This is a genomic window from Planktothricoides raciborskii GIHE-MW2, assembly GCF_040564635.1.
Lineage (GTDB): Bacteria > Cyanobacteriota > Cyanobacteriia > Cyanobacteriales > Laspinemataceae > Planktothricoides > Planktothricoides raciborskii.
Window position 1 is genome coordinate 2,860,335 of the sequence record NZ_CP159837.1, and the last position, 26,537, is coordinate 2,886,871.

A 26,537-nucleotide genomic window follows, 5' to 3' on the forward strand; every position below is an offset into this window, starting at 1 on the left:
GATTATAGTAGGGGCGATTCGCGAATCGCCCCTAATTGATTAGCGGATTTAGTATGAATCCGACAAAGAAACCCGGTTTCTGTCCTGCCCATAGCTGGTAATTCAGAAAATAAAAATCAGGAGCAATAATGTCAGATGCCATTGATGCCGATCGCGAAAGTTCTCCCAGGTTACAAACCCCAAGCAGAAGACACCAGCATTGATGCTGATGTCCTCATGTTTCAACTGTTGCGCCAGTTTTCTTCTACACAAAAAACTCAACGATTTCAGAGTTTTAATCAATCAGTTAGACGGATGGCTCTGCTGAGGATAAAAAAACAGTTTCCCAACGCTTCTACCGCCGAACATATCCAGGAATATGTGAAACAAAAGCTGCTCAGTTTAACCGGCGCGATCGCTGTAGATAAATTACCTAAATTACCAGAAAAATTAATAATTTTAGACCCTATTTCATTAGCGGAAAAAATATCTAAAATATTGCTCATATTGGATATTCATTATATGGTTGATGGCTCGGTTGCCAGTTCTTTATTGGGAGAAGAAAGGTCTACTCAAGACTTAGACCTGGTGATTGATATTCAACCGTTTAACCTATCGCCTTTTGTAGCGGCTATGTCTGAAGAGTTCTACATTGATGCTGGTGCGGTGAGTGAGGCAATTGACCGCAAGTCATCTTTTAATGCCATTCATCTATTATCACTGGAAAAAGTTGACTTTTTCGTCCTACCTTATGATGATTTTTCTCTTTCTAAATTTAGCCGCCGTCAGCTTTACACGATTGCCGATGAACCAAAAAATGAAATTTACATCTACTCCCCTGAAGACATTGTTTTGCAAAAATTGTCTTGGTATAAAATGGGGAGGATGCAGTCACAAAAGCAATGGAGAGATGTGCTGGGAGTTTTAAAATTACAAGGCTCACAGCTTGACTTTGCTTATCTGAAACAGTGGGCTGAATTCCTCAAGCTTACATCCCTATTAACTCAGGCTTTGCGAGAATCTGGTTTGGAGTAATATTCTGGAGTAATATTCCGGAGTAACTGACCGGAATGCACCAGTTGCAATAACCGGCGGGGATTTTAATCCCCGCCTCATAGCTAAAGTCCGATGAATCGGACTGAAATCAAATCAGGTAATAGTAGAGAGTCGGTTTTAACCGACTTGCGCTATGAGACGGGGAATTCATTCCCCGGCGGTTTTTGGGCGGATCTAGAATGGTGCAAGATGTCTGGAATAATAGATTTCTTGCAAAATAACGGATCGATCCCCCCAACCCCCCTTTTTAAGGGGGGCTTTTGAGAATTTTGCAACAAGTCTAGGGCGTGTCATCAATTGGAAGACTTGACAAAAAGCAGGAGAAATGCAGAGGTAGAAGCAGAAAACTTTTTAGATCATCAGGTGAATTATGCGCCGTTACGCTCTCAGAGACGACCAATGGGAAAAAATTGAGCCTCTGCTTCCGGGCAGAAAAGGACATGTCGGAGTTACGGCCAAAGATAATCGTCTCTTTGTTGAAGCAGTTCTCTATCGCTATCGTGCCGGTATTCCTTGGCGTGATTTACCCGACAGATTTGGTGATTTTAGGGTGATTCACACTCGATTTAGTCGTTGGTGTCGTTCTGGGGTGTGGGAGAATATCTTCCAGTTACTGGCAGAAGATGCGGATGATGAATATGCCATGATTGATAGTACGATTGTGCGAGCCCATCAACACAGTGCCGGGGCGGAAAAAAAGGGGGAGAAGACCAAGCCATTGGACGTAGCAAAGGGGGGTTGAGCACTAAGATTCATGCCACTTGTGATGCACTGGGGAATCCGACCGGATTTCATTTAACTGCGGGGCAAGCCCATGACTTAGAGGGAGCGGATGTCTTGTTACCAGAGATAGAAGCGGAGGCAGTTTTAGCAGACAAAGCATATGATGCAGATGAGCGAGTTCGAAAGCGATATCTTCCGCCAAAAAATGTGAGGCGGTGATTCCCTCAAAAGGGAATCGCACAGTCTCTTACCCATATGACAAAGAGCTTTATAAAGCCCGTCATTTAATTGAGAACTTTTTTGCCCGTCTGAAGCAATATAGAGCGATTGCAACTCGTTATGATAAGACTGCTCGTAATTTTTTAGGAGCAATTTATCTCATCGCTTCTGTCATTTGGCTTAATTGATGACACGCCCTAATAGTCTGGAATAATTATTACCATATATTGCCACAAAAATGTCGATTTTATTATATAATCAACCCTATTATCCCTAAAAAAACGGTTTCTGCCTTGTATCATGTTTCTCTTATTTCCATTAAAAAGGTAAAAAATGAGTGAAATAAACCAAACAAATAAATTAGAAAATATTGCCGAAATTATTGCCAGTTTACCCCGCCAAGAATTACTTGAGCGTTGCCAGACTGAAGCACAAAAGAATGAATGGCATAATTACAAAAAAAATCAGCTTTTACTGGCGAAAGCTTGGGAAGCTCAATTTATCATCGATCAGGGCGATCCGATTAATGATGCTTTGGAAAATCAAGAGATTTCTAAGCATCGACACGATATGCTTCAGGAGAAAGTTACTCTTTATAAATGCCAATGGGAACTGATTAAAGCCGCTAATCAATATGTGGAAAAGTGGTATAATAGGATTTACGAATTTCTCAGCAAAGTAGAGAAAAAATTTTTGCCTCCTAAACGGAATCATTCCGGTGACGACGGAGTGGGAAAATACCCGTTTGACTCGGCGTTTGACTTATTTGCAGAAATTCTTCGGGAAGAAGTAGAGGGGAGTTTTTCCTGGTGTTTAGAACCTTATTATGAAGTGCCGGTAAAGAAGTGGAGAGAAGCCAGCAAGCTGTTAATAAACAATCTGGAAGCAGCAGATAATAATGGAGTTTCTCCAAAACTTAAACCGACGGAAATAGAAAACTTTAAAAATAAGCTAGTTTGGGGTAAATTAGGTTTTTCCTGGTTGGGATTTACCCTGCTGGTTTGTCAATTTGTCGCTATGCGCGATTCCGCGAAGCGGATCCCTTACGGGAATCGCGTCTTAGCAGAGAAATTGGTTGCTTATAATCGGCAATTAGTAGAATACACAAAAGTTGGGGTGCGTGCGAGTCGCAAGGTTGGTGGTTTTGCTTGGAACAAAGGCGAAATTATGTCCACTTCCAAGACTGGTGGAACATACCATAAAAGTGAATAAAAAGCAAGTTTTTTTAACAAAAATTCAAATCAGGTCAAAAAAATTTTCGCCTCAGCCAACGTCCTATATCTTGGCAAAGAAAGGTAGGAATCCATCATAATGTTGCCTACCATCAACCAAGCAATCAGGAAGTTTGTTTATGAAATTTAACCCACGAAAAACCCTGTTTTTCCCTTCTATTTTAGGGGCAATATTATTAAGCGGACTTGCCTCTACAGGGGGAGAAAATGCAGTGCAGGCAATACCTCTGGCAGAGAACCCAGCGGTAATTAGCCAAGTAAACGAGCCGCCACTCCAGGGATATTGGCAACTGGATATCAATGTAACTGCTCAAACTAACAATTACTCTTTGTCTAAATATGAAATTATAGCATATTTTGAGCAAACTGGTTCTGAGTTTTCCGGGAAATTTTTTAGAACTAATAATAACGCCTGCCGAGAAACAGAAATATCTGGAACTATTGAAGGCGATAAAGTTGAATGGACGGTTTTTTACACGGGTTCTTGTTGTGGCGGGGCAAGCATGAAATTCGAGGGGGTTATGGTTTCTCCCGATCGCATTGAGGGAAAATTATCACCTGTGGGCAATACTCCGCCTAACTGTAGCCTTTGGTGGGCAGATGTAGTGATAACTAGAGCCAATTATTATTGGCGGTAGCAGTTATAAACCGGGTTTATTGTAGGAATAACAAATTATCTTTGCATTATCAACAAAAACCCGGTTTTTGGCCGATCCAGAGAGAGCATCTATCAACCCGGTTTTTTCCCAGATCAACAATTTATAGCACCACCCTTGACGAATTTTTGGGTAACAAGTATGATATATGTTGAAAAAAAAATCAACATTGGGATTTACCTGCGTATTTTCCCGTAATACCCAGTTTTCGACCAACAAATACCAGAGCAAACTTATGAGTTGCAAGTAAACCAGGATCAAGTGTGGGAAATGTTAAGAAAAGTTGCCTTTAAGGAAATATCGTCGTGAAAAAACTAGCTGATGATAATGTAATATAAATACACGCTAAAAAAATATGCTAAAAAATCATGGTGTTGTTGACTTATGAATCAATGTAATCTTCAAGAAGCAGCCCAACAAGGGGATGTGAATGCGATCGCTACCCTGACGAACCTCCAGTTAGAACCCAAAGCCATTACCGCTAAGATTATCCTCAAAGAGGGTTGCTTACAGGTAATGCTGGAATCACCGGCAGTCCCAGATCGAGAAGGGCTGCTGGATTTCCTCTTAACATATTTGATGGAATTAGAAATCAAAAATATTACCAAATTCAAGTTTTACGGCAAACAAACCGATACTTTTGATTTCGCTTGGCAACAGGAAGTCGATCTAGAGGCACCGTTAGACCAATCCCAGACAATTGTCGAGCGGGAAAAACTGCTTGATTCAGCGTATTTATATGTAGATTTAGAAGTCAACTCTCAGGGTAATATATATAGTATCGGCTGGCATAATAGCCAAGCCGAAAATCTGGCTACAGAAGATTTAGAACCTGCTTATAAAAGTTTAATTGAATTCAAAGAAAGTGGTTGCTCAATTTGCGGTCACAACTTTCGGCGGTTTGACTATTCCTATTTAATCAAGGAACAACCGGATTTAGCTTCATGGCTGGTTATCGATACTCTGGAATTGTCAATTTTAGCTTTTCCACTGGCGCGATCGCACAAACTGGAAAAAGATTACAAGCAGAGTGAATTTGCGGTTAATAATCCCCTAGAAGATGCTCGCGCTACCAAGGAATTATTAGACCGAATTATTGAAGCATTGCTGGAGAAACCCCTCGCACTTCAGCAGGCATATAGCTGGTTACTCACTTGTGGCACAGAAGAAAGCGATCGGGCATATCAGCAATTTTTTCATATTTTAGGTTTAGAAGTTAAAGAATCTCCCAAATTGGCAGATATCCCAAAAGAAGCGATCGCGAATTTAGACCCGGATTATCTACAACAATTCTGGTCAGAATCCGCCACCAAAGACTTCGATCGCCGTTTATGTATGGCCGCTTTAATTGCGGGCAATTATGAGAGCAATACCACGGAATCAGAAAGAGTTTTTTCCGGTTGGCTGACTCATTTGCCCGGATTTCAAGAAACCTGGGAAGGGGCAAAACTACTGCCTGATTACCAGAGTTGCTTAACTCGCTTTGGCATCGAAAACTTTCGGGGCAAACAAGAGGAAGCAGTCAAAGATATTTTACGGGGTAAGCGCCCTTTGGTGATTATGCCCACGGGGAGTGGGAAATCCGTATGTTATCAAATTCCAGCCTTGATGTTGTTTGAAAGACAACAAGCTTTAACCGTGGTAATTTCTCCCCTACAAGCACTCATGGCAGACCAGGTTAAAGACTTAGAAAACCAAGGTCTTAATTTCTGCACTTTTATCAATGGTAATCTTTCGGTTAAGGAGCGTTCCCAGCGGTTAAAGCAATTAAGGTCTTCTGATACTTATGGCTTGCTTTATATTAGTCCAGAGCAACTGCGATCGCCCAGTATTCGACTCTTATTACAAGAACGTTTACCCTCCCTGTGGGTAATTGATGAAGCCCATTGCATGAGTCAGTGGGGACATGATTTTCGGCCTGATTATCGCTATATTCCCAAGTTTATTCAGGAACTATATCAAAAACAGCCACTCCCGCTAATAGCGTTAATGACAGCCACGGCAAGGACTACGGTGCAAGAAGATATTAGCCAATTGTTTGCGGAATACAATCTAGCACTGGGTAGCCTGATTTCTGAATCTAAAACTAGAGAAAATCTCGACTACCGAGTGATTCCTGTAACTGGAAACAAAGATCGGCTTTTAATTCAGGAAGTGCAAAACTTTCTCCGTCAGGGGGGATGCGTTTTAGTCTATACCACAACTCGCAATAAGGCTGAAAACTTAGCCAAATTATTGAACGATCAAAATATCGACGCGAGATATTACCACGGTCAGCTAGGCAAAACTGAAAAAGAAGAAGTATTGCAGGCATTCAAAACAGGTGAGTTAAACATAGTAGTTGCTACCTGTGCTTTTGGGATGGGCATTAACCGCCCGGATGTCAGGGCAGTGATTCACCATACTATTAGCGCTAACTTGGAGGGTTATATTCAGGAGACAGGACGGGCTGGTCGTGATGGGAAACCAGCAAGCTGTACTCTTTTATTTGATGAAAATGATGCGGAAATCATATTTTCCATGCAAAGTCAGAATCAACTGAATGAGACAGACCTGAAAAATATTTTTATTTCCCTGAGAAACATTCGCGATCGCATCTACGGCAACCCATCAGATGACTGGTTTTTGGTGACAGTTAATGAAATTGTCCAGACTAGCGATTTGGATGAAAAATTTGCGAACAACGATCAATATCGGGAGATTAAGATTAAGGTAGCTCTCCAATATTTAGAAAAGTTTGGCTTAGTGGAGCGATCGGAAAATCTATCGGCTTACGTTCAGTTTGAATTGGTTGAAAAAACTGAAGAAGCGTCTCACCGCAAGTTTGAAGAGTACAGTCAGGGGAAAAATCTGCCGAAACCTCAGATTAAACTCTTCAAAAATCTGATTTCGGCAATGCACTTAGCGAAAGATTATTGCTATCAACAGGATCAACCAGTCTTGTTTGAGCGCTTGAGTGATGACTCTGGGATCGATCCCCAAGAGTTGCCCCGAAGAATCAGAGAGCTAAAAAAAGCCGAGGTTTGTTCAGCCAAAATCCCCCTCAGTTTTTTGCTGACCAAAGAAGTGAAAGGGGATGCGCTGATCAATTACAATCGCCTTTGCCAGCAAGAAGATCAACTCTTGGATGCACTGTTGGAAATTCAAGGAGAACGAGAAAGTATTCAAGTGAATTTGCGAAGTTTGGCTTCTCGCATAGATCCCGATCGCAGTAAAAAAATTCGGGCGACTAACTTAAGGGATATTTTAGAAGGTTGGCATACGCAGAAATGGGTTAGTTTGACCAAACTAAATCGCGACTTATTGTATTTAAATAAAATCGATGTAGTTGTAGATCGATTAGACGACCACAGAACTTTAGCCAGTACAGTCATAGAGGTTCTATACCAGAAATTATTCGGGAAGAAAGGCGCCCGTCTGCGGGTGGAATATGAACTAGAAGAACTGCTCAATGATGTCAATCAGCAAACATTTCTCCGCCGTACCGATGAAGCTGAATTATCCGCAGTATTGCGTTGGCTGCATCAGCGAAAAATTATCAGAATGGCTGATGGCGCGAATCTGTTTCATCAAGCCCTAAAAATCCGAATGATTAAAGGGGGAAAAGAAACCAGCATTAGTAGTGGATATCGCCAAATTAAAGCTTATTACGATCAGCAGAATCGCCGGACTCAGATTATGCTGAAATACGGGCAGACTCAAACACCAACGGCTCGCCAGAAATTAGTTGATGATTATTTTTGTCTATCGGAGAAAAAATTTAATCAAACCTACCCCGATCTTTCTGGGGAAGTTGCCAAACTTCCAGTAACGGAGGGTGACTATAACCGGATCATGGGAGATTTGAATTCGTCTCAAAAAGAAATTGTCTTAGCAGAAGACCCTGCTATCTTAGTCATCGCTGGGCCTGGTTCTGGTAAAACTTGGACAATTGTGCGGCGCATTGCTTATTTAGTTAAGGTGAAACGAGTCGATCCTGACCGGATTTTGGTCTTGGCATATAACCGCAATGCCGTGAGAGAATTGCGATCGCGATTGCAGGATATTGTCGGGGCGATCGCCACCCGATTACGGGTCTATACTTTTCACGGATTAGCCTTAGCGCTTTTAGGTTACACTTTAGGTGAAAATCAGGGTCAGAAAAGACTTACCCGTGATGAAGATTTTCAACAGCTAATCAAGGAAGCGTGCGATCTAATGGAGTTCGGAGACGAATCAGAGGAGTCTGATTTGGCGGATATCAAAGCGCGACGGATTCAGCTATTAGGTAATGTCGAATACATTTTTGTTGATGAATACCAAGATGTCGCCGAAGAAGAGTACCGTCTAATTCAACTAATTGCCGGACTGGGGGATTCTGAAGATGAATCGCGGTCAGTTCAAATCAATCTTTGTGTCATTGGTGATGATGACCAGAATTTGTATGAGTTCAGAAATACTAGCGTTAAATACATCCAACAGTTTGCCGATGAGTATCAGGCTAAACGCTTTCTCTTAACAGAAAATTATCGCTCTACCGAACCGATTATCGCAGCGGCTAATCATTTGATTAGTTATAACTCTAACCGTTGTAAGCAGAATCCTGAAGAACAAGTGCGGATTAACTCCCAACGGCAAGGTCAGGGGGGATTGCCTGTTTCTAACTTTATTTTCCAGGATTCCTTATCCCAAGCAGTCTGGGTGACAGAGCAAATTTTCTCTTGGATTCAAGAGGGAATTCCGGCAAATGATATCGCTGTTTTAGCTCGTGAGTGGGACAGTTTAGATCCCATGCGTCTGCTGTTAGAAAGAAAAGGCATTGCGACTTATGCCCTGAAAGGAGGAGGGGAAATCAAGCTAGTTAGAAATCGAGTGACTTGTCAGCTTATTGAGGAATTAAACAAAAACGAGAGAACTCCCATTTTATCGCCCCAGGAATCGGTACAAGATTGGTTTAAAGCTTGTTTTACCGATTGGAATCGTAGCTTAGAAGAACCTACTGTTAAAACCTTGTTAAAAATTGCCAGTGACTTGGACTTGGAACGAGGTTATAGTTCGGAAAACGAAGCGTCAAATGAGGCATTGCCGATTTCTTTTGGGGAAATTGTCATGGCTTTACTTGAGTTCAATAAGAGCGACGTATTCTTGGACGAAAATGCTGTCCTATTTACCACTTGTCATGGAGCAAAGGGACTACAATTTCGCAAGGTGATCTTACTGTGCGATCGCTTTAAGACATTCGCCAAAGAGATTTATTCCGAGCGCCGGGTTTTTTATGTTGCCATGACCAGAGCGAAGGAACAACTAATATTATGCTCCACTAATTCCAACCAATTTATCCAGGAAACAGATGTCAGTAGCCAAACTATAAATCTCGAACTCGAAAATTTGCCAACTGCTAATTTACCCCAACAGATCATCTATATAGATATGACTCCCAGAGATGTGAATTTAAGTTATGGGGTTAATCCTAAGCAACAGGAAATTGTCAAAAATCTGCGGGAAGGAGATCGACTTCAGATGCAAGTTAACAGGTATGGGAATAGTTGGGCAATTTTTACACAGCACGGCGAGGAAATAGGCAACTTATCAAGGGGGGCAACTGAGACATTAAAGAAACAAGAAATTCAACCTAATCAATTTGAATTTCAGCCCGGTGATGTGACAGTTAAAAGCATTTACCGACATTTCAAAATAGATGATATAACAGGAGAGATTCAGGAGGATTGGTTTGTGGTAATTCCTAAAATTCGCATCTGTAGATGAGGTTTTTTTACAACTTTTTTATGATTCCGACTTGAGCGGCTGTAGCGCCATGAAAAAACAGGGCTGACGATCTTATCAACAAAAACCCGGTTTCTGGCATCCCCAGAGTAATTGACCAATTTCTTGCCAACCAGTATCATGTTTGTTAAAATGTTGGAAAAAAAATCAACACTATGAATCATCTGCGTATTTTCACCGTAATTGCCTTGCTTTCTCTGGGGTCTACTGGCTGTCAATTTCTGCCCAACAGTCAAACCCCAGAAGCACCGCCAACGGAGTCAAATTCCTCTACCTCTACCACACCGCCTTCGGCCAACAAACTGCCACCAGAGCAAACTTATGAGTTGCAAGTCAACCGGGATCAAGTGTGGGGAATGTTAAGAAAAGTTGCCTTTACGGAAAACAGTATCGTCGTCTCATTGGAGGTGACTAATGGCAGCAGACAGGCGATCGAGCTAAGTGCCAAAGATGATATGTATCTTCAAGACAATGTTTATGAGAAGAACCGATATAATTTATCGCCGCCACCGAATAACCCCACGCTCGTCATTCAACCGGGGACAACGCTCAGAGGACAGTTTGTTTTTATTGGTAGGTTAGCGCCGAAAGCGACTGAACTGACCTTATACACAAATGCCAGCGGTTCTGATTACGAACCTCAACGTCCTAAGATGCGTTTTGAAGGTATCTTTATTCGACGGTAACAAGATGAAAAAACTAATCTTATGGCGCAATTTAATTGTGGCCTTATTTTTGCTGTTATCTGCCTCAGCTTGTCAGGGTTTTGGCAAAAGATATCCTAAAGTCACCACGGTCGAATCAGAACCGGTGCCCGTGACCACGCTCATTGAGGTTGAACCCGTGGCGACTACGACTTTCGAGGTGGTTGGGGGAGATACCACCACCACTCTGGAGACTAGCGTTCAAACCGTTTCGACCACTGAGTTGAACTCAGAAGCGCAACCGACTACTCAAACCGAGGTAGAGACTCAACCCATTCCTACCACGGCGGTCGAAAGTGACCCTCCCCCGACTACGACCACTACCACCCCTCCTCCTGTACCGGAAAAGCCAGAGCCGGAACCGCCCACGCCTCCTCCTGCTCCTCCTGTACCCGTAGAGCCGTCTCAAGTAGAAACTGAGCCGGTGCCCGTGACCACGACAGAAGTTGAGGAGACTCTGACGGAATTAAACGCGGAAAGAACTATCGAAGGGATTAAAATTAATCTACAAGATAATATTTTATTTGAGTTTGATAAATACGCAGTTCGCTCGGTGGCTAAACCAACTTTGGCGAAAATTAATCAACTGCTGAAGCATTATAAAGACGCGCAGGTTTTCATTTACGGCCATACGGATAGTAAGGGCGATGACGCTTATAATCTCGACCTTTCTAATAAGCGAGCCGCCGCAGTGAAATACTATTTTGTAAATGTTTTCAATGAGGAGGCAACGCGCCTACAAACTAAGGGTTTCGGGGAAAGTCAGCCGATCGCGCCTAATAATAATCCCAACGGTTCTGATAATCCTGCCGGTCGAGAAAAAAATCGCCGAGTTGAGTTTATTATTAAAACCCAAACTCGGACCGTAGTGCGATCGCCTGGAGAAGATCCTTTTAGAGATGCGGTAAACTCCGCGCAAAATGCAGCGGTGTTAGTTCAAAATGCGAAAACGGCGGCAGATTGGAACAAAGCAGCGAACAAATGGCTAGAGGCGATCGAGCTAATGAAAGAAGTGCCGAAATCGAGTGCTAACTATCAGATTGCCCAGCAAAGAATCGGGCAATATCATAAAAATTTGGACTACGCCGAAAAAAAGGCTCGTTAGTAAATAATTTTTTATAAAAAACGCAGTTTTTTTCAATACAAATAACCAAATTTTTCGGTAATTATTTAGATATTTTTTCTCAACTATTTCGGTGATTACTCTTATAAACAATCATGTTTTATTACAATACACCTCTGGCAAACCCCCCTCGATCCCCCCAACCGTTCGCGTAGCACGTTGCGGATATATGAGGATCCACCGCCATCGGATGAGCGGTAATTTTGCCAGAATTGTCTACTATTTATGGTGTGGGGCTATGGTTTGCCGTCCCCCGCAGCGGCCTGGTTCCGTTAAAAACATTCAAACCCTGGCAAAATTATCCGATTTAAGGGGAGTTTGGTTGTCTGGGAGGTTCTGGGGTCGATAGGGATTTTACTTTTGTGAAAAATTAAATGTGCGATTTAAATGGGCGATATTTTGGCAGTTGATGTTGCACAAATTGTTTTTAACAACAGTATAATTTAATACAGATATTCAAAGAATTGCTATGTTTTAATAATAATCCTGTTAAAAACTCATAATAAATCTCAAAAAATATTCACAAATCAGGAGAGTGACTGACATATTATACTGAAGTCTAAAGGGGAAAATCTTTGGGGAATTTTAGGGTAGATAAGTCTTTTCAATTTTGTGGTTATAATATAAGATGGAAAAATTCCCATCTTATTAGATATTAGATGCCGGAACCGCTTTCAGGGTGTTTCCGGTCAAACAGCATAATTGATATAAATTTCTATTATTCATTTATTTTCACAAATACTGACTTTACTCACTGAATTAAATCAAATCTGGGATTCAGCAATCCGGCTATACAGGACTTGTGTACATATTTTTACGGAAACCCCCCAGGCAAAATAGACCTGATAAGATGATTGACTTCAATATTTCTATGGAAATGTATTATGGGGGTAAAGTCAATGATCCAAACTTACGAAAGTCGTCAGATGTGGCACAGCATTATTGGGAAAATTTGGCAATCAATGGATCTGAATCAGATTATTGCCACGGCAGTCGATGAACTGCTGATTTCGTTGCAAATAGAACGGTGTAGTTTTTTTTGGTATTCTCCCGAAACAAATCAAGTTCAAGTGGTTTGCGATCGCCTTCGGGACAAGGTGGACGCCGCGCCGCGATCGCATTATAACGGCGATGATTTGCTGGAAAACTTGGAAGCGTTTACCCTGGCGATCGCCTCTGGACAATGGGTGGTTAACCATGAAACCACATCGGCGATCGCTTCGAGGGACTCAGACTCAGTGGTCAAACCAGAGGTCAAACTAGAAAATCCCCATAGCATCCCCAAATCTAACCCGTCCTGTTTGTTCTTTCCCGTCAAAAGTCAGACCAATTTGTTTGGCTATATTGGCTGTTTCGATCGCCTCAACCGTGCTTGGTCAAAGGCAGATATAGAATTAGTCCAATTAATTGCTCAACAACTAGAAATTGCGGTTCGGCAAGCGCATCTGTATCAACAAATTGAAAAACAAGCCCAACGAGAAAAACTGGTGAATCAAATCACGAGTCAAACTCGGCAAAGCTTTGATTTAACCGTAATTTTAAAGGAGGCGATCGCTCAATTATTAGCCGCCTTAGAGGTTGATCGTTGTATCGTTCATTTGGTAGAAGAGTATCAAAACAACCACGAATTATCCTGGGATAAAGAACAGCAAATCGCCTTTCGCCGACAGCATTTGTTTGAAGTTTGCCGAGAGCCATACCCTTCAACCATTGAAGACTTTGATACCCACGGGCCTTTGACCGAATGGGTCATTTTAAATCGCCAAGCTGCCAGCATTGCTGATATTACCAAAGATCCACGGATTGGGGCGGATAATCCTGAATATGCCGCCGCACAGATTAAATCATCTTTAGTCGTTCCGGTACAAGCTCATGGCAAACTTCATGCTATTTTGTATCTCAATCAATGCAATAAATTACGGAGTTGGTCTCCCCAGGATCAAGAATTAACTCAAGCCGTGGCAGATCAATTGGCCATCTCGATTCAACAAGCGGAACTTTACAAAAAAGTTCACACGGCCATGACGGTTCAGCAAAAAAAAGCCCAAGAATTAAAAGCCGCTTTAGAACAACTCAAACAGATTCAAAGTCAACTGATTCAGAGCGAAAAAATGTCTTCCCTGGGTCAGATGGTGGCGGGGATTGCCCATGAAATTAATAATCCAGTGAATTTTATTTATGGCAATCTTTCTCACCTAGATTGCTATAGTCACGATTTAATGAATTTAGTGAAACTATATCAAAAACGATATCCCGACCCAGGCGTAGAGATTTCTCAGTATATGGAAAATATTGACCTAGAGTTTTTGCAAGAAGATTTATCAAAAATTCTAGGGTCGATGAGAATTGGCGCCGATCGCATTCGGGAAATCGTGCTGTCATTGCGAAATTTTTCTCGCTTAGATGAATCGGATATTAAACAGGTGGATATTCACGAAGGAATTGATAGCACTTTGTTGATTTTGAAAAATCGCCTCAAAGGAAAACCAGGTTATCTGCCCATTGAAGTAGTGAAAAAATATAGTAAACTCCCCAAAGTAGAATGTTATGTTGGGCAATTGAATCAGGTGTTTATGAATCTGATTGCTAATGCGATCGATTCTCTAGAAGAGTATAATCAACATCGCGATCGCGAAGAAATTCGTCATAACCCGAATAAAATTATCATTGAAACTGAACTCCATTCTCAATTAGTGGTGATTAAAATTAAAGATAATGGGTTAGGAATTAAGCCAGAGATTAAGTCCAAACTATTCGATCCATTTTTTACCACCAAACCTGTGGGGAAAGGCACGGGCATGGGACTTTCCATTAGCTATCAGATTGTGGTGCAAAAACACGGCGGTTCTCTGAAGTGTATTTCTCATCCCGGACAAGGTGCAGAATTCATCATTAAAATTCCCTTAACTCAGCGTTCCTTATCCATTGCCTTAGTAAATTAATCTCCTAATCTCCACATTCACGGGTATGGCCCCTACCCCTGAATGGAGATAGAATTTCCCCTAGGATTCGATGACAGGATGCCTAACATTGTGCTGCTCGTCTTGAACCGTCTTTTCCGGCGATCGCTCAGTTATCGCTCAGTTCTAGGGATAAACCGATCCCTGACCCCGCACCGGAAGAAAAGCGATCGGGCAATTCTAGATCGTGTGTTGCTAGGTCTAGATCCTGGGGGATTTATTGAAACTCAAAAGTTGAGACCAAGCAATGGCCGATCTGCAATTAGGTCAGTCCATCAGCAGCAAAAAAGCTTAATTCTTGGTTTAGTCTAGACGCGGGTGCAAAGATTGTGTGAATTTTTCTCAATTCAGTAGAGATCGACCCCTCTATCCGAGGTTGAATGGGATCAAATCAGTCATTATAGAGAGGTGCGTTACGAAGAGTGGCTATTTTTAAGAAGCAAGTATGCCAAATCGCAGCAAATTTCACTGGTATCGCTATTTACCCGTCTGGATCATCTTGTGCTTCGGAGTCACCATGTCTGCGATCGCCTTCATATTGGTCTGGAATTGGGAAAACAGGCGCCGGGATTATGAATTAAGTCGCCGAACCGAGGCGATCGCCAGTACCTTGCAGCAAGACCTAGACTCTGATTTAGAAGCGATCCGCACCATTGGCGATTTTTTTAGCGCATCGAGCAATATTGATGCATCTTTTTTTCAACGCTTAGTACAGCGACCTTTGTCTCAGCACATTAGTATTGAAACCTTTATGTGGGTGCCTCGCGTCACAGATCGGCAACGATATGATTATGAGGCGAATTTTCAGGAACAAGGAAACCCGGACTTTGCGATCCAAGAAAAAAATGATCGGGGTGAACTGGTTTATTCTTCTGAGCAATTAGAATATTTTCCCATTTCACATATTCAACCAATTCACGGAAATCCCAATATCTTAGGATTCAATTTGGCGTCAAAGGAAGTTTATCGCCAAGGCTTAGAAACCGCTAGGAAAAAAAAGCAATTAATCATCACTGAATTAGTTCCCTGGGAGGCAAACCTAACCACAAAATTGTCCCCAGGGTCAGGGCGATCGGCTGCCGAATCCCCCAACTTAAAAGCCTTAGCCATTCAGCCTATTTATCAATCAGACCCGGACAATTTCAGTGATCCATCGGACGATGAGTTACAGGGTTATATTGTCGCCGTCTTGCGAATTCAGAATTTATTTGATGATAAATTTAGAGGGTCTATGGTGCAAAATCTCAATGTGTATTTGTGCGATTCATCCCCCAATAGTGCTAGAAATATTCGCGCAAATTTTACCAGTGTATTATTATCATTTTATGAATTCAACTATTCCAGTATTGGTCGGTTATTGGCGGGAAATAAATGCCCTTTTTTGGAAAACGATCATCGCCGATATGAGTGGCTGGAAGAGGAGGGTAAAGAAGGAGTTAGGCATCAAATTAAAATTGCCGATAAATCCTGGAATTTGTATTTAATTTTAACCGAAGAATATCGACAAATTGAAACGAAACATTGGCGGTCTTCGGCTACTTTGATGATTGGTTTATTATGGACTTTAATCCCCGTGACTTATATGGTGACTTCCATGAGTCGGACGGCTCAAATTGAAAAGCTGGCTCAAGAACGTGCGCGACAAGCGGAACAGTTGCAGCAAGCATTTCAACAATTAGAGATTGAACAAAAAAAGTCCGAACGTTTGCTGCTGAATGTCCTCCCGGAACCGATCGCTCAACGGTTGAAACAGAAGCCGGAAATTATTGCCGATAGTTTTGCTTCGGTGACGATTTTATTTGCCGATATTGTCGGGTTTACTAAAATGTCAACCAGAATTTCTGCCCCTAAATTAGTGGAGTTACTTAATGAGATATTTTCCGCTTTTGATGAGTTGGCGATTCGTCATGGTTTAGAAAAAATTAAAACTATTGGGGATGCTTATATGGTGGTGGGAGGCTTGCCGGTTGAACGACCGGATCATGCGGAGGCGATCGCGGAAATGGCCTTAGATATGCAAGAGGCGATCGCCCGCATTGATATTAAACATCGAGAGGCGTTTTGTATGCGAATTGGCATTCATTCCGGCCCTGTGGTAGCGGGGGTGATTGGTACTCATAAATTTATTTATGATTTATGGGGAGACTCGGTGAATTTAGCCTCTCGCATGGAGTCTCATGGAATTCCCGGTTGCATTCAAGTGTCTGAAGCCACCTATAAACTTTTGCAGGATAAATATATTTTTGAAAAACGAGGTTCTATCCCGTTAAAAGGTCGCGGAGATATGACCACCTATTTGTTATTAACCAATAAAAAACAAATCGGTTCATCTAAGTCAAAGCACCGTATTTCATCAGAATTTAGTTAAATAATTATTATTTAATCAGGGAATAACAATGATTAATTAAATCTAGCGATTTAATAAAAAAATATCCTGTTAAAATAATCAAAATCATCAATTTTATGGCTAATATTATGGCAGCTATTCAAGATTTAATTGCCCAAATTCACGCCGAAGCCCAAAGAGAAGAATTTCCGCTCGATCGCCCGGTTTATGAATCTGCCGGTTTAGATCCCACTGCCCCGATTCTTTATGCGGGCAATTTGGCCAGTCAACTTTGCATTTTTGCCCGTGATTTAGGCAAGGATGAAGTGTCTGCCCAACAACCTCTATATGGGGCAGCCGGTCGCTTAGTCCGTCAGGGTTTATATCGGGCAATGTTTCACCAAGAACCCACCAGTCCCACGGATTTACAAAAGGTGTGCGATCGCGTTTTATTGACGAATACCGTTCCCTATAAACCCCCCGGAAATAAGGCTTATTCCACCGCAGTAAAAAAGCGATTTCGGCCTTTTTTAGAGCAATTATTGGTGGAACATTGGCAGGGCGATCGCATCATTACCCTGGGAAATGAAGCCTTTGAATGGTTTACTCCTTATGGCAAAAAAGGGGAATTAAGCGAATTTTTCTGCATTGGCGATCGCTACACCGCCAGCATAGAAGTCACCTTACCAGCCACAAATCACGCCAGCATCACGAGGCCAAAAATTGTCACCTTAATGCCCCTACCCCACCCTTCCCCACTCAATCAAAAATATTATGCTCAATTTCCGCAACTGCTGGCCGAACGGCTCAAAAATCTTCGGTTTGATGGTTGATGGTTAATGGTTGATGGTTAATGGTTGATCGTTGATGGTTAATGGGTAGGGATTCTATGGTTGATGGTAGGGGCGCTTCGGAAAAGCGCCCCTACAGACTGTTCAGTGTTGACCGTTGACGGTGATTCGTGATGCGTGATTCGTGATTAAGCTTCTAAGAATCAGGAATAATTGGTTTATGCAGAGAACATCGGCGGTATAGAGCTTTTTGCAGTAATTCTTTATACTCGCTATTGCTAACGATATAGGCACCAAACCGCTCTAGATGTGGGTTATTCATTTGGGCATCAAACAGGACAAATTGGCATTGACGCAATCGCTCAACTAACTTCACCATTGCCACCTTGGAGCCGTCGGGAATCTGATAAAACATCGATTCGCCAATAAATGCGCCGCCGATGACAATTCCCAGAATGCCCCCCGCGAGTTCATTTCCTTGCCAGGTTTCAAAGCTATAAGCCCAACCTGTGAGATACAGTTCCCAGTAAATGTCTTTGAGTTCGCGGGTGATCCAGGTAGTTTTCCGGTCAGCACAGCCCTCGACAACGGCGGCAAAATCTCGGTTAATCGCAACGGTAAAACGGTCTTGATTTAAAACTCGCTGTAAGGATTTAGGATAGCGAAACCGAGCATCCAAAGGAATTAAGGCTCGCTCACGGCTGGTGTACCATCCCAGACGATTGTCTGGACTATTGGCCATTAAGAAATATCCTTGTGCATATCCCTTAATGATCTCGGGAATATCAAATTGCATCGAAATAAACAGATCCTAGCTGCTACGAGGTTTGGCGATCGCTGTATTGCTGTATTTTAGTTTAACGGTCAATTCAAGATTCTGCCACGGGGCGATCGCTGCCTGAATGCCGACTCTTATGATAGATAAATGTAAAGATTGTTGCAGTTAGGTAGGGCAATGGCTGATCCAATTCCACCAATTACGTTACCTCCTGTGGAAAATCCCCAACAGGAAGGAGAATGGCTGAAAGATACATTACATCGTTGGCTAGATCAAGAATATCTACCAGAACCGGCAAATAAAGAAATTGCCCAACGTGCAGCCCAAATTTTTGTGCGGCATCGCATGGAGGGAGAAAATGATTTGGGTGAACTGGTGATCGCGATCGTCACCGAGATGGCGTCGTTTGATTTTTCTCAAAGTTTTTATGGCGAGTTTGCGATCGCCAACGCAGTCAGTGATTTACTCCTGCAAAGCTTAGGTATCAATACTTGCTGCGGGCTATAGTATTTGATTGACTAAATTCTTAGAAGTCAAAGCTGGTGGTAAAAGCCGGAAGCATGAAGACTGAAGCAAGATCAGGAGTTACACGCGATCGCCACGGATAGATCGTCCGTACCGATGGGTGATGGTTCGTGATTTGTGGAGATTCCTCGGTCTTCAGGCTTCAGACTTCACCAATCGGCAAAATTTACCAGCTTGACTTAACCACCCCAGGGAGAAGCCCTTGGTGCGCCATATTACGGATCGCATTGCGACATAGACCGAAATCACGATAGTAGCCTCTGGGACGCCCGGTTAACCAGCAACGATTCCGTACCCGAGACGGGGCACTGTTCCGGGGTAGGCGTTGAATTTGCCGGTGTATTTCCATCTTTTCTAGGGGGTCAGCCGCTTTAGCAAACTGTTCTTTCAGTTCTTGGCGCTTTTCCGCATATTTCTCAACGATCTCTTTGCGCTTCTTATCCCGGTTGATCATGCTCTTTTTGGCCATAAATCCTTGTCATCCAAAAAACACAGCATCTTCCATTATAGCGTATTTTTTTCGGTTTCGGCGCAGGGTGGATATTTTTTTTAGTCAGCCCATGCCGGCTTCTCGCGATCGCCCTTGCCGCTGCGGTGGCGTCATTCACCTTGCAGTTTACCTTGCATTCATTACGGCGGCAAAACCATAATTTTTTGACATCATTGCCGTCATTGCCGTCATTGCCGTCATTGCCGTCATTGCCGTCATTGCCGTCATTGCCGTCATTGCCGTCATTATCATCGGGCTTAGTCATCGGGCTTAGTCATCGGGCTTAGTCATCGGGCTTAGTCATCGGGCTTAGTCATCGGGCTTAGGCATCGGGCTTAGGCATCGGGCTTAGTCATCGGGCTTGCCACTGTTCCAGAATACGCCGAGATACTTTCCGGGGGGCGATCGCAGATTTTCCAGAGACTTTTTTTGAGTTGATCCGGTCAATTATTTGAGCAAAAATTGCTTAATAGTTCCTAACAGTTCTTTAGGGTGAAATGGCTTGCAAATATAAGCATCTGCCCCTTGTTTCATCCCCCAATATCGGTCGAATTCTTCTGACTTAGAAGAACACATAATCACCGGAATCTTCTGAGTCTTAGGATTAGACTTAATATGACGGCAGACTTCATAGCCGTTCATTTTAGGCATAATAATGTCTAAAACCACCAAATCTGGGGAACTGGCTTTAATTTTTTCTAGGGCTTCTACCCCATCATTGGCCAGGGAAACCTTTAATCCTCGACTTTGCAGGATTCCGGCAATCATTTCTTGTTGAGTGGGACTATCTTCAACCAGCAGGACTGTACTCATAGTTTTTTACAAAAATTGGAGAGTAATATTAAAGGGGTAAGGGATTATCACATTGGCTATTATCTATATATAGTTTACCCATTTTCTTTCCTTTCTGGCTCATCATCTGAAAAGCGCGTATTTGTTATTTGTTATTTGTTTAAGGTAGCCAAGCCTCAATAACAAATCATCAATAGCAAATCACCAATAACAAATCATTAAATAAATTAATTGCCCCCACTGATTTTGGCTTTATACCCTAGCTTAATCAGGTGTTCTAGGAGTTTCTGACGATGATCTCCTTGAATTTCAATGGTGTTTTCTTTGACCGTGCCCCCCGCGCCACAGAGGGCTTTTAGCTGTTTGACTAAGGTGGCTAAAGTTTCTGGTTTGGCTTGAAAACCCGTAATCACCGTGACCGTTTTACCTTTACGCTGCTTCCGAGAGGCTTCTACTCGCAGATTTTGCTGAGAAGGAGGCAACTCGGTGATGCCACGTTCCAAAGCGTCAGCCGAAGAAGCCCCAAGAAGCGTTTTGAACTGATCTGTGGGGGTGCCAAATTCTTGGTAAACAATGGGATTCTTTTTTGATTTGCCTTGAGAAGTTGCCATAAGATTTCACGAAGTTAATGCGGAAAGATTGTCAAAAATAATGCTGTCTTAGGGACGATCCCTAAATTTCGCTCTTGTCGGGAGAGTCTTGAGTCGCCGTTTTTAAGGTTTTGAATAAAAATGATCTGGCGGCGATCGCGCCCGTGGCTAATTACCGAATCCTGACTGTCTATAGCTTAGTATAATTAAGGTTGTTTTTTCAGATCCATCAAGCAAGTGACTACCACCCCTTTACCCAAACCTCCAGAAATATCCACCAACGCGATCCAAGTTCCTGATGCCCTGGGCAGATTTGGGCGATTTGGCGGCAAATATGTTCCCGAAACTTTAATGCCAGCTTTGACTGAGTTAGAAGCCGCTTATCAACAATATCGCCAAGACCCAGAGTTTCAAGCCGAGTTAAATCAATTATTGCAAGATTATTGCGGTCGCCCTAGTCCTTTATATTTTGCTGAACGCCTGACTCAATATTATGCCCGTCCTGATGGCACCGGGCCACAAATTTATTTGAAGCGGGAAGACCTGAATCATACCGGAGCCCATAAAATTAATAATGCGATCGCCCAGGCACTTTTGGCCAAACGCATGGGCAAACAGCGGATTATTGCGGAAACCGGCGCCGGTCAGCATGGGGTCGCCACTGCCACCGTTTGTGCGCGCTTTGGTCTAGACTGCGTGATTTATATGGGCGTTCAAGATATGGAACGCCAATCCCTAAACGTATTTAGAATGCGGTTAATGGGGGCAGAGGTGCGTCCCGTGGCTGCGGGCACTGGCACCCTGAAAGATGCCACCTCCGAAGCGATCCGCGATTGGGTGACTAATGTGGAAACCACCCATTATATTCTCGGTTCCGTGGCTGGGCCGCATCCTTATCCGATGATGGTGCGGGATTTTCATCATGTGATTGGTCAGGAAACCCGCAGCCAATGCCAAGCCAAATGGGGCGGTTTGCCGGATATTCTCATGGCTTGCGTAGGCGGTGGTTCCAATGCGATGGGACTATTTTATGAGTTTATTGGCGATCGCCAAGTGCGGATGATTGGTGTAGAAGCTGCCGGTGAGGGCGTTGACACCGATAAACACGCGGCCACTTTGACTCGCGGACAAGTGGGGGTGTTGCACGGGGCGATGAGTTATTTGTTACAAGATAATGATGGTCAAGTGATTGAAGCTCATTCTATTAGTGCTGGTTTGGATTATCCCGGTGTTGGCCCCGAACATAGCTATTTAAAAGATACTCAACGAGCGGAATATTATAGTGTGACGGACTCCGAAGCGGTGGCCGCATTTCAACGTTTATCCCAGTTAGAGGGGATTATTCCCGCTTTAGAAACTTCTCATGCGATCGCTTATTTGGAAACCCTTTGTCCCCAACTCACTGGCAGTCCCCGAATTGTGATTAACTGTTCTGGTCGCGGTGATAAAGATGTGCAAACCGTTGCCAAGTTTTTACACCTCGGTGCCTAAATCCCGCCGATAAAGAAACCCGGTTTCTTGAAGCAGCAGATAAAGAAACCCGGTTTCTTGAAGAAACCGGGTTTCTGCTGGTCGTAGCAAAAATTTGAGAGTGATTCACAATGAGTTTAAAAGAATTTCAAGTCTGTGATGGTGATTTATCGGCGGATCAATTAACCGAGTATTTAAAGGCAGAAGTGATCGCCGCAGATACGGAAACAATGGGGCTCTTGCCGTGGCGCGATCGCCTCTGTTTGGTTCAACTATGCGATGAAAAAAAGCGAGTCACCGTGGTTCGCATGGCCAAAGGACAGAAATCTGCCCCAAATTTAAAACAACTCTTGGAAGCGCCAAATATTGTTAAAGTTTTTCACTATGCCCGCTTTGACATGGCAATGTTAAGATCTCATTTAGATATCTATGTTCAGCCGGTATTTTGTTCTAAAATTGCCAGCAAACTAGCCCGAACTTATACCCCAAATCATGGCCTAAAATCCGTGGTCAAAGAACTGGAAAATATAGACTTAGATAAAACTTCCCAAAGCTCTGATTGGGGCAATGCCGCAAACCTCTCCGATGCTCAATTAAAATATGCGGCAAATGATGTGAAATATTTGTTGCCAGTGCAGCAGAAATTAACGGCGATATTGCAGAGAGAAGACCGTTGGAAATTAGCCCTGGATTGTTTTAACTGTTTGCCGGTGTTTGTATCTTTAGATTTACTGCAATATCAAGATATTTTTCAGCATTAATCAGGACTTACGCATCAACGCTATCGGTAGGGTGTGAAGCGCGAACCGTAACGCACCAATATCCTATATATAGATTCCTTGCGTAAGTCCTAATTAATTTTATTTTTGCTTGAGGTTTTACCGTCAACCGTCAACCGTCACCTTTATTTTCCCAGTAATTATTAACTTAAATATGTCACCAGATATCAATAATCTTTCCCTAGAAGAACAGGTCGCCCAGTTGTTCGTGGTTCGGGCATCGGGTCATTTATTTGACCATCAAATTGAATTTCCTGATTGGGAACCCCCCGCCGCGACTTTACAGCATTGGATTGCTGATTTAGGGGTTGGTGGGGTGATTTTTGTCGGCGGCAGTGCCGGGGATTTGATGTTGCGATCGCACATCCTGCAATCCCAAGCCAAATTTCCCCTACTGTTAGCCGCAGACGTGGAAGAAGGAGTGGGTCAGCGGTTTCCTGGGGCGACTTGGTTTGCACCGCCAATGGCTCTGAGTACCATTGCTCAGAAAGATTTAGCCAAAGCGAAAGAATTTGCTTACCTGATGGGGTCGGCGATCGCCCAAGAAAGTTTAGCGATCGGCTTAAATTGGGTACTGGCGCCCGTGGTGGACGTGAACAATAATCCCGATAATCCGGTGATTAACGTGCGTTCCTTTGGGGAAACCCCGCACCTGGTGGCAGAATTGACCAGCGCTTTTATTCAAGGGGCGAAACAATGGCCCGTGTTAACCTGTGCCAAACATTTTCCCGGACATGGGGACACCAGTGTAGATTCCCATTTGGAGTTGCCGGTGTTGCCCCATCCCGCCGAAAGATTAGCAGAAATTGAACTGCCACCATTTATTAGTGCGATCGCCTCTGGGGTGGACTCGGTGATGAGTGCCCACCTATTAATTCAATGTTGGGATGCAGAACGACCAGCCACCCTATCTCCCAAAATTCTGACAGGTCAACTCCGGCAAAACCTGGGATTTCCGGGGTTAATTGTCACCGATGCCCTGGTTATGGGCGCGATCGCCAAACGTTACGGCGCCACCGAAGCGCCAATTTTAGCCCTAGAAGCCGGTGCCGATATTTTACTCATGCCCGTAGATCCCGCCGCTGCCATTCAAGCAATTTGTGACGCGGTGAAAAGTGGGCGAATTTCCCGCGATCGCATTCGCACTTCCGTCGAACGCATTTGGCAAGTCAAGCAAAAAGTTGCCCCAAAAGTTGTCGGCGATCGCTGTTCCGTTCAGCCATTGGCTCAACTAGCCACCCCCGCCACTATGTCAGTAAATGATGACATTTTAGCCAGTTCCCAGCAAGTCGGCGGTTCGCTACCCTTGCGCCCAACCCCAAAAGAAACCGGGCAAAAATCACGCAATTTAATTGTTGTCGATGATATACTGCGAGCCAAATACTTAGGTCATCACGTCCCCGCCATTCAAATTCCCCAGCAATTAGGCTATGAAGTACAAGTAATCGATCAATACATTTCCTTTGCCGACTTAACCGCCGAAGACGAGCAAGAAATCCCGAAATTAGTGCAATTGTTTACTCGCGGCAACCCCTTTCGGGGTAGCGCCAACTTAACCGCAAAGATTGCCAATCAACTGCAAGAAATGTTACAACAGGGAAGAGTACAAGGGCTTGTTTGTTACGGTAGCCCATACATTATTGAGAGCTTGTTACCCAACCTGAAAGGACAGATACCTTATGTCTTTTCTTACGGACAAATGCCAGCAGCCCAGGAGATCGCCTTAAAGACCTTGTTTGGGCTGTCCCCCTAAAATCTGATAAAATCAGAGTAGGGTAACTGGTGAAAAGATCCACCATTAGGCATTTGTGACAATCATAAATCACTCAACTCGCTCCTTGAATCATTTCTCCTTGGCTCGATCTTTTGGGTAACGTATCTCCAGCGTTTCCCATTTTTTTTCCGAATCGTTATTGAATATTAGCAAATTAACTCAATAGACGCAGATTAATCATCCTTCGGCCTAATAAGTTAGCATATTCTCGAATCCTGTCGAACGACTTCGATGCTGATTCGTGCATAAGTATTTATGCGGATATAACATCAGGTAATCTAATGCTGGCAACAGCCCGGAATCAACACAAGCTAAAAACTCTAGACTTGCTCCTTGACATCGTGCTGTATATCTTGTAACAATTGATTTAATCTTTAATCTTGAAAGATTCTGGATATTCATCAACACCACTACTTGCTTTGAAACTCCGTTTGTTCACAACTTCTCCGTTTACTCACACTTAAATAAATACAAGGGGTCAATATGGCTACGTCTACTGTCCAATATTCAATCGACGTTATTCAGCAAGAGGCTCGTCAACTGGTTAATAAGGGACTGGTTAGCCGCCAACAACCAATCTACACGCTTTGTCAGTACATTCCCGCTCGTGAATGGGCTTGTGTCGAATGTGAACTAGAAAAATGTGACTTCTTACTCCGCGATCGCATTGGCGATCTGATGGGCAGCGAAGAATGGGATAACGACTAAATTTAACATAAAAAACCAGCAAATGTAACTGTTGTAAGGCGATCGCGCTTTCCAGAACTGTAGATATTATAAACAAAACATGGCGGCTATTCACAATTGGCTATCCTGACAAGGCAAAACCAGGATCGGAGCGATTAAACTCTCCCGCCTCTGACCTGTTTTAAATTAAGAAGATTTATCTACTTAATTTAAATTTGGGTCAGCGAACCTAATTTTCTTAGCCACAGAAAAATCAGCCAAAAATCAACCAAAAATCAACCAAAAATCAGCCAAAAATCAGCCAAAAATCAGCCAATTTTTTCCGGTCAAAATCTTTTGGTGTCAAACGCAAATTATCTGCAAATTATCTGATTGATGAGTAACTAGATCCTTTGGAATTAATCAGCTTAATGTAAGCCTCACCCCCTGGCTCAGTCTTTCTTGTCAGTGGTGAGGCTTACCTTTTATTTCTTATAATTCACTATTCAACCATCTCCTTTTTCTCGTTGCAGTTTTTCTAACTCAGCCCGGAGACTAGCGATTGTTTTCGTCAGTTCATGCAACTCTGACTGCATTTCTGGATCGTTCGGGGGCGTTGGATTCGATGCCGTGGATGCCGTGGATTCGGTTGATTCCGTCGCTTCCGGCGATCTGTCCGTCCCTTGAGTCTCAGGGCTAGAAGCCGTTTGCTGATTCCATAGATTCTCCACAAACTTCCGGGCTTCCTGTTCCGTTACTTCTCCTTTTTCTGCCCACTGTTTCGTCAAGTCGTTCCAATCGGCATTCCAGGGATTCGGGTTCTCTGACTGTTTTTGCGGATCTTGCAACAGTTCAATTAAGGAAGCCGTAGCCCCCACCGCCACACGAAATCCAGTTTGCACCGTTTCCATCAAGTTATCAGTGTTCATCAGTTTTAAAATGATTCTTTGTGTTTCTTCTCATAGTTTAAAGGTTTTTTTATGGGGAAAGGAGGTGCGGGGTGCTCTTGAGCAGGGGAGCGGGGGCGCGGGGGAGCGGGGGCGCGGGGGAAGCCGCCGTCGTGTAGGGTGTAGGGTGTAGGGTGTAGGGTGTAGGGTGTAGGGTGTAGGGGAAGAGAGGATGCATAGGATGCATAGGATGC

At 43.3% G+C, this 26,537-nt stretch carries 20 protein-coding genes and 1 pseudogene; 15 read left to right on the forward strand and 6 right to left on the reverse strand.

All coding sequences use genetic code 11. The annotated features are described in order from the left end of the window. Nucleotides 1–135: 135 nt before the first annotated feature. The 10 genes and pseudogenes from ABWT76_RS12215 (at nt 136) to ABWT76_RS12260 (ending at nt 17,574) form a co-directional block, all read left to right on the forward strand. Nucleotides 136–1,014, forward strand: a complete 879-nt coding sequence (locus ABWT76_RS12215) for a hypothetical protein (RefSeq protein WP_082349071.1) — start codon at nt 136–138, stop codon at nt 1,012–1,014. Between the two features lie 391 nt (nt 1,015–1,405). Then, a pseudogene (locus ABWT76_RS12220) lies at nt 1,406–2,165 on the forward strand (IS5 family transposase). Between the two features lie 145 nt (nt 2,166–2,310). After that, nucleotides 2,311–3,189, forward strand: a complete 879-nt coding sequence (locus ABWT76_RS12225; RefSeq protein WP_054466954.1) for a hypothetical protein — start codon at nt 2,311–2,313, stop codon at nt 3,187–3,189. Nucleotides 3,190–3,328: 139 nt separating this feature from the next. After that, a complete protein-coding gene (locus tag ABWT76_RS12230) occupies nt 3,329–3,847 on the forward strand; it encodes a hypothetical protein (RefSeq protein WP_054466955.1) in 519 nt (172 codons plus the stop codon). A gap of 402 nt (nt 3,848–4,249) precedes the next feature. Then, the gene (locus ABWT76_RS12235; protein ID WP_054466957.1) at nt 4,250–9,610 is read left to right on the forward strand and encodes a RecQ family ATP-dependent DNA helicase; all 5,361 of its coding nucleotides are present in this window, start codon (nt 4,250–4,252) and stop codon (nt 9,608–9,610) included. Nucleotides 9,611–9,783: 173 nt separating this feature from the next. After that, on the forward strand, nt 9,784–10,314 hold the full coding sequence (locus tag ABWT76_RS12240) for a hypothetical protein (RefSeq protein ID WP_354636187.1): 531 nt from the start codon (nt 9,784–9,786) through the stop codon (nt 10,312–10,314). A 4-nt stretch (nt 10,315–10,318) separates the two neighbouring features. Then, a complete protein-coding gene (locus ABWT76_RS12245; protein ID WP_354636188.1) occupies nt 10,319–11,437 on the forward strand; it encodes an OmpA family protein in 1,119 nt (372 codons plus the stop codon). Between the two features lie 917 nt (nt 11,438–12,354). Further along, nucleotides 12,355–14,397, forward strand: a complete 2,043-nt coding sequence (locus ABWT76_RS12250) for a GAF domain-containing protein (RefSeq protein ID WP_354636189.1) — start codon at nt 12,355–12,357, stop codon at nt 14,395–14,397. Nucleotides 14,398–14,860: 463 nt separating this feature from the next. Continuing rightward, the gene (locus tag ABWT76_RS12255; RefSeq protein WP_054466960.1) at nt 14,861–16,783 is read left to right on the forward strand and encodes an adenylate/guanylate cyclase domain-containing protein; all 1,923 of its coding nucleotides are present in this window, start codon (nt 14,861–14,863) and stop codon (nt 16,781–16,783) included. A 95-nt stretch (nt 16,784–16,878) separates the two neighbouring features. Next, nucleotides 16,879–17,574, forward strand: coding sequence for a uracil-DNA glycosylase family protein (locus ABWT76_RS12260; protein ID WP_231636810.1), 696 nt, complete (start codon nt 16,879–16,881; stop codon nt 17,572–17,574). A gap of 154 nt (nt 17,575–17,728) precedes the next feature. Here the strand turns inward: ABWT76_RS12260 and aat are convergent, their stop codons facing one another. After that, nucleotides 17,729–18,328 carry a leucyl/phenylalanyl-tRNA--protein transferase gene (gene aat, locus ABWT76_RS12265; RefSeq protein ID WP_054466961.1) on the reverse strand — a complete coding sequence of 200 codons (600 nt, stop codon included), beginning with the start codon at nt 18,326–18,328 and terminating at the stop codon, nt 17,729–17,731. A gap of 159 nt (nt 18,329–18,487) precedes the next feature. Between aat and ABWT76_RS12270 the strand changes: the two genes are divergently transcribed. Next, complete coding sequence (locus tag ABWT76_RS12270) at nt 18,488–18,817, forward strand: hypothetical protein (RefSeq protein WP_054466962.1); 330 nt, start codon at nt 18,488–18,490, stop codon at nt 18,815–18,817. A 184-nt stretch (nt 18,818–19,001) separates the two neighbouring features. Here ABWT76_RS12270 and rpsN read toward each other — a convergent pair whose 3' ends face one another. From rpsN to ABWT76_RS12290, 4 genes are all read right to left on the reverse strand, one after another. Beyond that, complete coding sequence (rpsN, locus tag ABWT76_RS12275; RefSeq protein WP_054466963.1) at nt 19,002–19,304, reverse strand: 30S ribosomal protein S14; 303 nt, start codon at nt 19,302–19,304, stop codon at nt 19,002–19,004. Further along, the gene (locus ABWT76_RS12280) at nt 19,273–19,590 is read right to left on the reverse strand and encodes a hypothetical protein (protein ID WP_354636190.1); all 318 of its coding nucleotides are present in this window, start codon (nt 19,588–19,590) and stop codon (nt 19,273–19,275) included. Before ABWT76_RS12280 ends, rpsN begins: the two co-directional genes overlap by 32 nt. A gap of 182 nt (nt 19,591–19,772) precedes the next feature. Continuing rightward, nucleotides 19,773–20,138, reverse strand: a complete 366-nt coding sequence (locus ABWT76_RS12285; RefSeq protein WP_054466965.1) for a response regulator transcription factor — start codon at nt 20,136–20,138, stop codon at nt 19,773–19,775. Nucleotides 20,139–20,344: 206 nt separating this feature from the next. Continuing rightward, complete coding sequence (locus ABWT76_RS12290; protein WP_054466966.1) at nt 20,345–20,728, reverse strand: translation initiation factor; 384 nt, start codon at nt 20,726–20,728, stop codon at nt 20,345–20,347. Between the two features lie 216 nt (nt 20,729–20,944). On the opposite strand from ABWT76_RS12290, the gene trpB reads away from it, so the two are divergent. The 4 genes from trpB (at nt 20,945) to ABWT76_RS12310 (ending at nt 25,438) form a co-directional block, all read left to right on the forward strand. Further along, nucleotides 20,945–22,198 (forward strand): tryptophan synthase subunit beta, encoded by a 1,254-nt coding sequence (gene trpB / locus ABWT76_RS12295; protein WP_054466967.1) that lies wholly within the window; start codon nt 20,945–20,947, stop codon nt 22,196–22,198. 110 nt (nt 22,199–22,308) lie between these two features. Next, nucleotides 22,309–22,938 (forward strand): ribonuclease H-like domain-containing protein, encoded by a 630-nt coding sequence (locus tag ABWT76_RS12300; protein WP_354636191.1) that lies wholly within the window; start codon nt 22,309–22,311, stop codon nt 22,936–22,938. A 172-nt stretch (nt 22,939–23,110) separates the two neighbouring features. Next, nucleotides 23,111–24,709 carry a glycoside hydrolase family 3 N-terminal domain-containing protein gene (locus ABWT76_RS12305; protein WP_054466969.1) on the forward strand — a complete coding sequence of 533 codons (1,599 nt, stop codon included), beginning with the start codon at nt 23,111–23,113 and terminating at the stop codon, nt 24,707–24,709. Nucleotides 24,710–25,213: 504 nt separating this feature from the next. After that, the gene (locus tag ABWT76_RS12310; RefSeq protein WP_054466970.1) at nt 25,214–25,438 is read left to right on the forward strand and encodes a DUF4327 family protein; all 225 of its coding nucleotides are present in this window, start codon (nt 25,214–25,216) and stop codon (nt 25,436–25,438) included. 464 nt (nt 25,439–25,902) lie between these two features. Here the strand turns inward: ABWT76_RS12310 and ABWT76_RS12315 are convergent, their stop codons facing one another. Beyond that, nucleotides 25,903–26,325, reverse strand: a complete 423-nt coding sequence (locus ABWT76_RS12315; protein WP_072160788.1) for a hypothetical protein — start codon at nt 26,323–26,325, stop codon at nt 25,903–25,905. Nucleotides 26,326–26,537: the final 212 nt, after the last annotated feature.

Excerpts from the sequence above, each read along its gene's own strand:
- ABWT76_RS12215 (WP_082349071.1), top strand. The coding sequence starts at position 136 with ATGCCATTGATGCCGATCGCGAAAGTTCTCCCAGGTTACAAACCCCAA.
- ABWT76_RS12225 (WP_054466954.1), top strand. The coding sequence starts at position 2,311 with ATGAGTGAAATAAACCAAACAAATAAATTAGAAAATATTGCCGAAATT.
- ABWT76_RS12230 (WP_054466955.1), top strand. The coding sequence starts at position 3,329 with ATGAAATTTAACCCACGAAAAACCCTGTTTTTCCCTTCTATTTTAGGG.
- ABWT76_RS12235 (WP_054466957.1), top strand. The coding sequence starts at position 4,250 with ATGAATCAATGTAATCTTCAAGAAGCAGCCCAACAAGGGGATGTGAAT.
- ABWT76_RS12240 (WP_354636187.1), top strand. The coding sequence starts at position 9,784 with ATGAATCATCTGCGTATTTTCACCGTAATTGCCTTGCTTTCTCTGGGG.
- ABWT76_RS12245 (WP_354636188.1), top strand. The coding sequence starts at position 10,319 with ATGAAAAAACTAATCTTATGGCGCAATTTAATTGTGGCCTTATTTTTG.
- ABWT76_RS12250 (WP_354636189.1), top strand. The coding sequence starts at position 12,355 with ATGATCCAAACTTACGAAAGTCGTCAGATGTGGCACAGCATTATTGGG.
- ABWT76_RS12255 (WP_054466960.1), top strand. The coding sequence starts at position 14,861 with ATGCCAAATCGCAGCAAATTTCACTGGTATCGCTATTTACCCGTCTGG.
- ABWT76_RS12260 (WP_231636810.1), top strand. The coding sequence starts at position 16,879 with ATGGCTAATATTATGGCAGCTATTCAAGATTTAATTGCCCAAATTCAC.
- aat (WP_054466961.1), bottom strand. The coding sequence starts at position 18,328 with ATGCAATTTGATATTCCCGAGATCATTAAGGGATATGCACAAGGATAT.
- ABWT76_RS12270 (WP_054466962.1), top strand. The coding sequence starts at position 18,488 with ATGGCTGATCCAATTCCACCAATTACGTTACCTCCTGTGGAAAATCCC.
- rpsN (WP_054466963.1), bottom strand. The coding sequence starts at position 19,304 with ATGGCCAAAAAGAGCATGATCAACCGGGATAAGAAGCGCAAAGAGATC.
- ABWT76_RS12280 (WP_354636190.1), bottom strand. The coding sequence starts at position 19,590 with ATGACTAAGCCCGATGATAATGACGGCAATGACGGCAATGACGGCAAT.
- ABWT76_RS12285 (WP_054466965.1), bottom strand. The coding sequence starts at position 20,138 with ATGAGTACAGTCCTGCTGGTTGAAGATAGTCCCACTCAACAAGAAATG.
- ABWT76_RS12290 (WP_054466966.1), bottom strand. The coding sequence starts at position 20,728 with ATGGCAACTTCTCAAGGCAAATCAAAAAAGAATCCCATTGTTTACCAA.
- ABWT76_RS12300 (WP_354636191.1), top strand. The coding sequence starts at position 22,309 with ATGAGTTTAAAAGAATTTCAAGTCTGTGATGGTGATTTATCGGCGGAT.
- ABWT76_RS12305 (WP_054466969.1), top strand. The coding sequence starts at position 23,111 with ATGTCACCAGATATCAATAATCTTTCCCTAGAAGAACAGGTCGCCCAG.
- ABWT76_RS12310 (WP_054466970.1), top strand. The coding sequence starts at position 25,214 with ATGGCTACGTCTACTGTCCAATATTCAATCGACGTTATTCAGCAAGAG.
- ABWT76_RS12315 (WP_072160788.1), bottom strand. The coding sequence starts at position 26,325 with ATGAACACTGATAACTTGATGGAAACGGTGCAAACTGGATTTCGTGTG.